Genomic DNA, 9,859 nt, shown 5'->3' with positions numbered 1-9,859 from the left:
TGGGGTGACGCGGTCATTCAGGTCTTGGTTTGGGGTGACTGGGGATTGGCTCGGCGGGTGTGGAGTTCGAGTAGGGCGCCGGTCAGGGCCAGGGCGCCGACGGTGCAGGCGGTGACGGTGACGACTTGCGTGGCGGAGGCGTGTAGCCAGGTGGTCACCAGGACGGTTTCCACCACCACCGCGGCCCACATCAGGGCGGTTACACGGCGGTCGTTGGCGGCGAGGCGGGAGAAGAGCAGGATCTGCACCATCGCCAGCAACGAGCCGGTGAGGGCGAAGGGCCAGATCGGCATGGTGGTTCCGGCATAGGCCTGGCCGCCGATGAACGGCAGCAGGGCCGGGCCGAAGATCAGCGCCACACCGAGCACCAGCGCGTCCAGGGCGGCGCAGATGGCCAGGGCGAAGGGGAGGACGCGGCGTCGGTCGGCGGGGTCGGCGAAGCGTGGGAGCACGAGCACACCGACGGCTTGGGGGAGCCAGTAGGCGATTTTCGTGATGATCGCGCCAAGGGCGTACTCACCCGCCTCGGTCGCCGGGAGTGTGTGGCGCGCCAGGACGAGGTCCAAGTTCACCAATAGCACCAGGGCGAGCATCGCTTGGGTGGTGTGCACGATTTCGCGGGTGCTGCGCTTGCCGGTGCGCTCGGCGAGTGGCCTGCCACAGATCAGCCATCCGGCGATGACGACCACGAACGCGCCCAGCGCGGAGCCTGCCAGGGCGCCGGTCGCGTCGCGGGCGAGGACCAGGCCGAGCAGGGAGCCGCCGACTTTCGCGACACCCTCCAGCGCGAGGAGTCCGGAAAGGACCGCGAACCGGCCGGCGCCCTGCACCATGCCGTGGAAGACGCCCAGCAGCGTCAGCGGCGCGAGGGTGGCGGCCAGCCACAGGGCCGGCGCGACGCTGTCGAGATGCAGCAGGAGCACCAGCAACGGCGCCGCGAGCAGGCCGGCGGCGGTGACGATGGCGCTGGTGGTCAGGCCCAGTGCCATCAGCTGACCGGGCGACGCGGCCTTCCCCCTGGCGACCCGCAGTGCCACCAAGGTCTGCAGGCCCATCGCGGGCACGACGCCGACGACCAGCACCGCCAGTAGCGAGCTCAGCTCCCCGAACGCGCCCGGCACGAGGACACGGGCGGCGACGAGGCTCAGGAGGTAGCTCGCGGCGTTGTTGCCCGCGAGTGCGAGCGACACGAGGATCGCGGCGACACGCGTGCGCCTGGCCGTCGCCACCTCTACTGTCACTTCAGCTCCGATTACCGGTGAGTAATCGGGCGACTGTATCCGTACCGGAGCCGGAAGGGGAGGGCTGATGGGCGTTATGCCGCGCAAGCTCGCCCTGCCCGCGGTTTCCGCCGCGCTCGCCCTCGTCGTGCTCGCGCCCTTGCTCGGCCGTGGTTTCGTCCTGAGCTACGACATGGTGTTCGCGCCGCGCCAGTCCCTCGTGCCCGACGCGTTCGGGCTCGGCTCGTCGCTTCCGCGTTCCGTGCCCGCCGACGCCGTCGTCGCCCTCACGACGGCCGTGCTGCCCGGTGACATCGTGCAGAAGCTCGTGCTGGCTTTGTCGATCTTCTTCGCCGCCTATGGAGCCGGACGTCTGGTGCCGACCGAGAGCCTCGGCACCCGGATCGTCGCCGCGACCGCCTACGCATGGACGGCTTACGTTGCGGAACGGCTCTTCATCGGCCACTGGCCGCTGCTGCTCACCTACGCGTGCCTGCCGTGGATCGTGCGCTCGGGTTTGGCCCTGCGCGCGAGCGAGCCCAAGGCGCCGGCGCGTCTGCTGCTCGCCTGCGCGCCCGCCGCGCTCACCCCTCCGGGGGGAGTACTCGCGGCCGTCGCGGCGATCGCCGCCGCCGGACCACGTCGCGCGTGGCTCGCGCTCGGGGCCGGCGTCGTCGTCAACCTGCCGTGGCTGCTCGCGACCCTGGTGCATCCCGGCGGCTCGTTGTCCGACCCCGCGGGCGTGGCCGCGTTCAGCGCCCGGTCCGAAAGCTGGGGCCCCGCGATACTGAGCGTCGCCGGCCTCGGCGGCATCTGGAACGGCGACGTCGTGCCTGGCAGCCGGAGCGGCCCGCTGGCGCCCGTGCTGATCCTGGTGACGGTGGGCCTCGCGATACCGGGCTTCCGTGTTCTCGCCCGGCGATGGGGCACGGCACCGGCGAGATCGTTGGTACTGCTCGGGGTGTGCGGGATCCTGCTCGCTTCACTGGCCACGCTGCCGCTCGGCGAGCCGTTGCTCACCTGGGCGATGGCGCACGTGCCGGGCGCGGGATTGCTGCGGGACGCCCAGAAATGGGTCGCGTGGTGGGCACTTCCGGTCGCGATGGGCTTCGCGCTCACCGCCGAAACCGCGGCCAGGTGGCTGCGCACTCCTCAGGCGCGCAGGGCGGTCGTCGTCGCCGCGGCGGCCTTCCCGATGCTCGTCCTGCCGGACCTCGCCTGGGGCGGCTGGGGCAGGCTCGAAGCCGTCCGCTACCCGGCGGATTGGCAGGCCGTGCACGACATCCTGGCCGCCGACGAGCGTCCCGGTGACGTGCTGACGCTTCCGCTGTCGACGTTCCGCAGGTTCGACTGGAACGACAACCGGACCCAGCTCGATCCCGCACCGCGAATGCTGCCGAAGACGGTGCTGATCGACGACACGCTGCGCATCGGTGCGGAAGAGATCGCCGGCGAGGACTCTAGGCTCGAAGACGTCCGGCGTGCGACCTCCGCGGGGGCCCTCACCGCGTCGGGGATCGGCTGGGTCCTCGTCGAGCACGGGACGCCGGGAATCGTCGACGCGCGGCTGCTCGTCGGTGCCCGGCCGATCTGGTCGGGCCACTGGCTCACGCTCTACCGCACCCCGGGTGAACCCGATGCCATCGATGTCGCGGCGGGGCGGGAAATCGCGGTGTATGCGGCAAACGGCCTAGCCTTGATATCGATCATGGCCGCACTGTTGTGGTGCGGGTTACCGATTAGTAGATTGATCCCGGGCAGGTCGGCCAGAACTGTCAAGTGAGACAAAGGAGTAACCGTGGGCAAGCTCATCGGCGGGGTCGCGGCCGTTCTTGTCGGGCTTGCGCTGGCCGCGGGCGGATCTCTCACCTTGGTGAACGTGTCCGATCCGGACGCCTCGCCCGAGTTGAAGAGCAAGATCGAAGCGCAGGTCAACCCCCAGAGCAACCCGAACACCGTTTACGGCAACCGCTGACGGCGCAGCCGCGCCCGATGCGTGCCCAGGATTGTCTGCATGCCTCGGATCGGGCGCAGACCGTGGTCGGTCTCTACGGCGACCCCACCGTGTCCTGGAGCATCATCCTCGAAGCACGGCTGCTGTCCTCTTTGGATCCGCTGAGCGTGCGTGAACGGCTGCGTGCCGCGACGGAGGCCTACCCGCATCTCGGTGCGCAGCCCCGGATCGAGCCGATCGTCGCCGCCGATCTACCCGTGGTCCGCGAGCGTTTCGCGGCGGCGCCCTACCTTCGGGGCGAGCCGCTGCTCCGGGTCGCGATCTGCGCGGACGAGCCGGTGATCGTCGTCGCGGCGCATCACGGCGCGCTCGACGGCCTCGGGCTGCTGGCGGTGCTCGGCATCGCGGTGGACGTCCCGATTTCCTCCGGTGCCAAGGGAATCGGCGCGCGAACCGCGGACCGGTCTTTTGTGGCCTCCGCGGTCAGACGCCTCGGTGAGGCGGTTTTCGCCCCTCCGGCCCGCATCGCCCCTGCTCCTGCTACGGATCGCGTCGGTGACGTCTTCGCCGCCAGGCACGAGACACGGACCCGGCTCGGGGCGGCGGCTTTCGTCGCGGCCGCCACGAGGGTCAGCGAACGCTGGAACACCGTCCACGGCAGGAAAGCCACCCGGATGGTGGCCGCGGTCGGAGCGTCCTGCCGCAGTGGCGCCGCACCGCTGCCGGAGCACGACAGCGCGTTCTTCCGGTTGCGGCTGAAGCGGGATCCGAGCGCCGACGACGTGCGCGCGCTCCTTGCCGAGACGAACCCGGAACCGGATTTCCCGGCGCGGAGCAGCAAAATCGCGCGGCTCGTCACCCGTGCGCTCGCGGGCAGGCTCGGCTCGACCTTCCTCGTGTCGAACCTCGGTGTCGTGTCGGCGGGCGACGCCGTGCGATCCATCGCGTTCTATCCGGCCGCCAGTGGCCGGTCCGGGGTGGCTTTCGGTGTCGTGACCGTCGGGGAGACGAGCACCTTCACCATTCGCGCGCGGCGCAAGGACTTCGGCACCGCGGCGGCGGCCGAGCTAGTCGACGAGCTCGTGAACACGGTGCGCGGTGAGGATTCGCGGCCGGGGAGCGGTCAGCCCGGCGACGTCGCGCACCAGTGACTCGAACATCTCGGCGCTCTGGTCCCAGCTGTAGCCACTCGCCCTGGACATCCCGGCGAGTCCCATCCGCGCGCGGCGCGCGTGATCGGTCAGTAATTCTTCGACCCGGGTGGTGAAATCGCCGAAGTCGTCGGCCAGCAGTCCGGTCCGGCCGTCCACAATGGATTCGGCGACGCCGCCCGCCGCGCGATAGGCCACCGAAGGCACCCCGTGCGAGGCGGCTTCCATGATCACGATGCCCCAGCCCTCTTTGACCGAAGGGCACAGATGCAGCCACGAGCGCGCGAGGACTTCGTGTTTTCCCTGTTCGTCGAGCCAGCCGTGCAGAGTCACCCTATCGGCGACACCTCGGGCTTCGGCGTGCCGCCGCAGCACGGTGTCCCAGGGCCCGTGGCCGACGATCTCCAGCCGCAGGGCGGGCCAGCGCTCCGCGAGGGCCGCGACGACGTCGATGGCGTGCTCGATCCGCTTGTGCGGTACCAGTCTGCTCACCGCGACCAGGGTGGGCCGGTCGCTTCGCTGGGCGCCGCACGGCGGCGGCGCGTCCAGTCCGTTGGGGACCACGTCGACGCGGGACCGGTCGATGCCGAGGTCCGCCAGTTCGCCCTTGGTGACTTCGGAAACGGTGACGTAGCGGCAGTTCCGGAAGAGCCAGGGCGCGAGCCGGGACTCGATCCACCAGCCGAGCCGTCCCACAGTCTCGCCGAGCGCGCTGATCCACTGTTCGCGGTGGACATGGTGGACGAGGACGAGAACCGGGCAGCCGGCGACCAGCTTGGCGAAGAACGGCATGCCGTTCTGGACGTCGACGACCAGATTCGCGCGGGCCGCCTTGATGGCCCGCAGCGCGTGGAGGTAGACGCCGAACTTGTTGCCACGCCGGCGATAACGCACGCCGTCACGCCACTCGCCCGGGTTCGCGCCGGGATATGCCGCGCACTGGATTTCGACCCGGTAGCCATACGCGGCGAGGCTTTCGGCCATCCGCTCGACGTACCGCTCCGAGCCACCGCCTTCGGGATGCCCGGTGTCTCGCCAGTTGACGAGCAGAACACGCGGACGCGAGTCGCGTGATCGGCTCATCGGCGTTCTCCAAACCTGGTGCGGTGGTGCTAAGTTACCGGTGCGTACACAGTAGGCGAATCCATTTCAAAAAGATACAGCCGTAAAAAGATACAGCCGGAAAGCGATGGTTCGATGACGGACAGCCGATTCCATACCGTTCATTCGCCTCATCGAGCTACGCTACGTAGGTCGGTGACGCTGTTCAGGACGTTTCTCACCGAGCAGGCCGACCCCGACGGCTTCTATCAGGCATTGGCCGAGGATTCGGTACGGCAATTGCTGGTACACACTCCGCTGAACGGCCGGACCGTACTCGACGTCGGCGGTGGCCCGGGGTATTTCTCCGACGCCTTCCGCGGCGCGGGTGCGTACTACCTCGGTGTCGACCCGGACGTCGGCGAGCTCTCCGCCCGCGGTGCCCCGGGAGAGAACATGGTGCGCGCCAGCGGCACGAAACTCCCGGTACGGACCGGATCGGTGGACGTCTGCTACTCGTCGAACGTCCTCGAGCACGTCAGTGAGCCGTGGGTGATGCTCGACGAGATGTGCCGCGTGACGAAGCCGGGCGGCACGGTCTTCGCGTCCTTCACGCCCTGGTATTCGCCGTGGGGTGGACACGAGACCGCGCCGTGGCATTTCCTCGGCGGTGATTACGCCCGCAGGCGGTATCTGCGGAACAAGGGAAAAGAGCCGAAGAACAAATTCGGCGTGAGCCTGTTTCCCTTGTCCGCCGGTGCCGCCCTCCGCTGGGCGAAGAACAGCGATCAAGCAGAACTGCGGTGCGCTTTTCCGCGTTATCACCCGCGCTGGGCACTGTGGATCGCGCGGATTCCCGGAGTACGGGAAATCGCTTCGTGGAATCTCGTCATGGTGCTGCGTAAACGCCAGTCCTAAGTGGTCGCGTGGGTCCGGACCGGACGGTGGGCCGGGGGAGCTTCGTCGGTCTTCCCCCGGCGCAGGAGCAGGAAACCGCCGAGCAGGATCAGCACGCCACCGGCCACCCCGAAGGCGATCGGCGCGGTGGTGGACATGAACGCCAGCTTGCCCTTGTTCGCGTTGGCCTGATCGAGGTTCTGCGCCACGGACTTCGCGTTGAAGGTCAGGATCCCGTCGAACACGACCGTGCCGGTGGCGTTGCCGGGGACCCGCAGTTCCTGGTGCTGTTCCTGCTGCTGCTTGACCATGACGCCGGTGACCGGTTCGACCCAGGTGGTGACGATGGCCCGGTAGAACCTGGCCGCCTGGATGGCGGATTCGGTGCTTCCGACCAGGGAACCTGGCACCGCCTGCGTCGAGATCTGGGTGTCGGGCACGTTCTCGACGAACTTGTACATCTCGACGCCGTTCAGGTCCTCGGTGCCGCTGTACTTCGTCGGGAAGGCCTTGCCGAGGCTGTCGTCGTACATGTCGTAGTCGCGCTTCTCGACCCCGAACGGGAACTTGAAGTTCAGGCCGGGCTGGGTGCCCTCGACGGTGATCTCCTGCGGCTTGTCGCCGGCCTTGGCTGGCGGCTTGTCGTCGAGTTTCGTGGTGAAAGTACTGCTGGGCTGGCATTTCGGCTCGGCATCGCCCCCGGGTGGCTCGTAGCCCTCCGAGGTGCGGCGGTCGAAGCACACCTGCCGTTTGCTCGCGGTGATGATCGCGTCGTCCTTGTTGTCGGTGAGCTGGACCGCGAGCAGCCAGACGGCGACGTCGGACCCCTCTTTCATCTCCGCGCGGGAGAAGTTCGACTGCACCTTCGCGGTCGCGGTGAGGTCGATGTTCTCGCGGATCTCGGCTTCCGGCCCGGCTCCGGTGTCAGTGACCACCAATGCTTTCGAAGCGACGCCTTCCAGCACGGTCGTCGAGTTCTGATCGAGCGGCACCTTCGCGAGGGAGGAGTACACGTACGTCGGCAGCATCACGGCGACGGCGACCGCGAAAACCCCCAGACCGAGCAAGATCAGGCTGAAAACACGGCGCAACGGGTCCTCCTGAGGTGAGACCGGGGTCCGGAGATCGCGAAAATTACCCGGCGGTAACCCGGTCGCAAGATACTGGCCCGATCGCCCGGCCACGTCAAAGGTGTAACTCAGGGTCACACCCAGGAAATGGGGCCGGAAGGAGGCACGCGGACCGCCATTCGGTCCAGTGAGCCAAAGATGATTGTTCCCGGGGACAACGCGGATGAGCCCACCATCTTCACCATCCGCCGGCGGCGCCGCCCGCTGTGTTCCCCGCGAGAGGCCCGACGACGTGCCGCAGGACTTGTGTGACCGCTCGGCGACCGAGCAACTGAAACTGCTGCTGACCGGTGAATCGACCGCGGCCGACCTGATCAGCGCCTGTGCCGGCCGCATCGGCCCGGCCAGTGCGACGCCGGCGGGCGGGCTGTTCGAAGCGGCGCGCCGGGCGGACAACCGAAGGGCGGCGGGCGAAGCCGGCCCGCTCGGTGGACTTCCGGTGGCGTTCGCGGCCGATCTGCCCGGGCGCGCCGGGGTGGTCGCGGCGGCCGAAGCGGCGGGCGTTGTCGTCGTCGACTCCGCGGCGGGGGAGGACGGTGTCCGGCTGCTCGTCGCCGGCGCGGTGTCGGCCGCCTTCGTGCGGGACACGTCGTCCGCTGACGGCGTTGTACCGGCTCTGCGGCCCGCGCACGGGCCGGGCCTCCTCACCCGCGCGGTGGAGGACCTGGTGCTGTTCCTGCCGATCATCGAGAGCGAGGTTTCCCCTTCGCTGGTGGGCTCGCTGGACATCGGCGCGCACTCGGATTCCATTGCGGACATCGAGTTCCGCGACGCTGTGGCCGATGTCGCCGCGCTGTTGTCGTTGCACGGTCACCTCATTCGGGACCTCGACGCGGGACGGTCGTGGCAACGCCGGCCGGACGTCCTCGTGTCCGTGCCCGAAGAAAGTCCACAGTGGACCGAATCGGCGCTGATCGTCCCGGTCGGTACGAACCGGGACGATCGTGCGCTGGCGGTGCGGTTCACCGCCCGGCCGGGGCTCGAACGCGAGCTGATCGGCCTCGCCCGGCTCGTCGACGCCGATCTCGTCCGGCCGGTGCGTGCCGCGCTCAGTTCGTGCCAGGCTCCGCTTCGAGCCGCACCGATTCCAGCGCGACGTAGAGTTCGCCGATATCGGCCGGATCGGTCAGATCGCGCTTGGTGAGGTCCTGCACGCGGCGGAGGCGGTAGCGGACGGTGTTGGGATGCACGAACAACCGGTCCGCGGTCTCCTTCGCCGAGCCGTGCCCGGCGAACCAGGCGAACAGCGTGTCCAGCAGGACCTTGCGCTCGGCCTGGGCAAGCTGGAGTACCCCGGACAGCACGGACCGCACGACATCGCGGCCCATCGCCGGCGCGCTGGCGACCAAAGTGGTCACCGGCGAATCGCCGAACACGATGACGCCGGTGCTCCCCGGCGACAGCGTCCGGCGCGCGACCCGCGCCCGCTGTGTCGCGCCGGGGATCTCCGTGAGCGCGGTGAAGGGCCTGCTCATCCCGGCGGCCAGCGACTTCGATCCCAGTACTTCGCGCAGGCGGTGCACGTCCTCGGTGCGGTCGACCACCACGATGCCGGTCTCGCCGTCGCCGCCCGGACGCCATACCGAGCGCCAGCGCCTGGCCAGCAACAGGGTTTCGACGCTGTCACGCCCGTCGGATTCCCCGCCACGGGTGACATTTTCCACCGCCACGACGACGAAGGTGCCCGCTGTCGGCAAACCGAGCGCGCGGACGGCGTCCTCGAGTTCGAGCTGGTTCGAGAGCCGTCCCTGCAACAGGCTGTCGAGCAGGTGGAGCCGCGCGCGGCCGTTCTCCTGCGAGGTTTCCCGCGCGACCTCGTTGTAGGCGTTGGCCAGCGCGTCGGAGTACAGGTCGATCGTCTTCCACACACAGGAGCTGAGCTCGACCGTCTGCGCGGAGGTGATCACCACCGGTCCTGCCTGCCCGAGCAGGGTTTCGTAGACGAAGGTCCCGCCGATCCGGAACGCCCGTAACCCCGCCGACAGCGGGATTCCCTGCCGTGCCTGGGCGAGCCCCGTCTTCCGCGCCGCGTCCAGTGCCAGGCCCCGGCCTTCGATGAACGAGTTCAGCGCGCGTTCCAGGTTGGCCCGGCACACACGCCGCAGTTCTTCCGGCGCGACGTTGTCCACCCGGCGGTAGAACTCCTCTTCCTCGGTGAGCAGTTTCGCCAGCCGGTCACTGAATTCGGGTAATCTCGCGAGCATCGCCCTGACGAGCTCGCGCTGCTCCCGCGGCACTGGGGAAGCAACTGTGGGGGCGCCCATCAGGTGACTGTAACTCGCCGTCGCCCGGTGGCATACGCGCGGCGCGGCTGATCCACAGTGGACCACCGAATCGCAACATGACCACGATGTCACCGGCGGCAATGGTGTAAGGAGATGAGCCGAATGCAGCAGTGGCAGGGCTGCGCAGCCGGGAAACCATCTGTCGACAGATGGCGACCTCTTAGTTTTTAAGAGATCGCCA

9 protein-coding genes are annotated in these 9,859 nt (G+C 68.7%); 5 read left to right on the top strand and 4 right to left on the bottom strand.

Features of this window, described 5'->3' with window-relative positions; genetic code table 11:
* Positions 1–17 precede the first annotated feature (17 nt).
* The gene (locus tag VGP60_RS28380; RefSeq protein ID WP_327551180.1) at positions 18–1,241 is read right to left on the bottom strand and encodes a polysaccharide biosynthesis protein; all 1,224 of its coding nucleotides are present in this window, start codon (positions 1,239–1,241) and stop codon (positions 18–20) included.
* Positions 1,242–1,308: 67 nt separating this feature from the next.
* On the opposite strand from VGP60_RS28380, the gene VGP60_RS28375 reads away from it, so the two are divergent.
* Genes VGP60_RS28375 through VGP60_RS28365 form a run of 3 tightly spaced genes read left to right on the top strand, consistent with a single transcriptional unit; the run spans position 1,309 to position 4,325 of the window.
* A complete protein-coding gene (locus VGP60_RS28375; RefSeq protein ID WP_327551179.1) occupies positions 1,309–3,003 on the top strand; it encodes a hypothetical protein in 1,695 nt (564 codons plus the stop codon).
* A gap of 15 nt (positions 3,004–3,018) precedes the next feature.
* The gene (locus VGP60_RS28370; protein WP_327551178.1) at positions 3,019–3,195 is read left to right on the top strand and encodes a hypothetical protein; all 177 of its coding nucleotides are present in this window, start codon (positions 3,019–3,021) and stop codon (positions 3,193–3,195) included.
* A 17-nt stretch (positions 3,196–3,212) separates the two neighbouring features.
* Entirely contained in the window at positions 3,213–4,325 is a 1,113-nt protein-coding gene (locus VGP60_RS28365) for a hypothetical protein (RefSeq protein WP_327551177.1), read from the top strand.
* On the opposite strand, the gene VGP60_RS28360 is transcribed toward VGP60_RS28365, so the two are convergent.
* Positions 4,242–5,408, bottom strand: coding sequence for a glycosyltransferase family 4 protein (locus VGP60_RS28360; protein ID WP_327551176.1), 1,167 nt, complete (start codon positions 5,406–5,408; stop codon positions 4,242–4,244). The genes VGP60_RS28365 and VGP60_RS28360 overlap by 84 nt on opposite strands.
* A 174-nt stretch (positions 5,409–5,582) precedes the next feature.
* On the opposite strand from VGP60_RS28360, the gene VGP60_RS28355 reads away from it, so the two are divergent.
* Positions 5,583–6,284: a class I SAM-dependent methyltransferase gene (locus VGP60_RS28355; protein ID WP_327551175.1), complete on the top strand. Its 702-nt coding sequence runs from the start codon at positions 5,583–5,585 to the stop codon at positions 6,282–6,284.
* Here the strand turns inward: VGP60_RS28355 and VGP60_RS28350 are convergent.
* Positions 6,281–7,354 carry a DUF3068 domain-containing protein gene (locus VGP60_RS28350; RefSeq protein WP_327551174.1) on the bottom strand — a complete coding sequence of 358 codons (1,074 nt, stop codon included), beginning with the start codon at positions 7,352–7,354 and terminating at the stop codon, positions 6,281–6,283. The two genes, VGP60_RS28355 and VGP60_RS28350, sit on opposite strands and share 4 nt — an antisense overlap.
* A 202-nt stretch (positions 7,355–7,556) precedes the next feature.
* On the opposite strand from VGP60_RS28350, the gene VGP60_RS28345 reads away from it, so the two are divergent.
* Positions 7,557–8,537 carry a hypothetical protein gene (locus VGP60_RS28345; protein WP_327551173.1) on the top strand — a complete coding sequence of 327 codons (981 nt, stop codon included), beginning with the start codon at positions 7,557–7,559 and terminating at the stop codon, positions 8,535–8,537.
* On the opposite strand, the gene VGP60_RS28340 is transcribed toward VGP60_RS28345, so the two are convergent.
* On the bottom strand, positions 8,443–9,657 hold the full coding sequence (locus VGP60_RS28340; RefSeq protein ID WP_327551172.1) for a helix-turn-helix domain-containing protein: 1,215 nt from the start codon (positions 9,655–9,657) through the stop codon (positions 8,443–8,445). The genes VGP60_RS28345 and VGP60_RS28340 overlap by 95 nt on opposite strands.
* Between the last annotated feature and the right edge of the window lie 202 nt (positions 9,658–9,859).

This window comes from Amycolatopsis sp. (genome assembly GCF_036008905.1).
Classification (GTDB): Bacteria; Actinomycetota; Actinomycetes; order Mycobacteriales; family Pseudonocardiaceae; genus Amycolatopsis.
The sequence above is the reverse complement of the archived record's forward strand: the minus strand, read 5'-3'. Positions and strand labels throughout refer to the sequence as shown.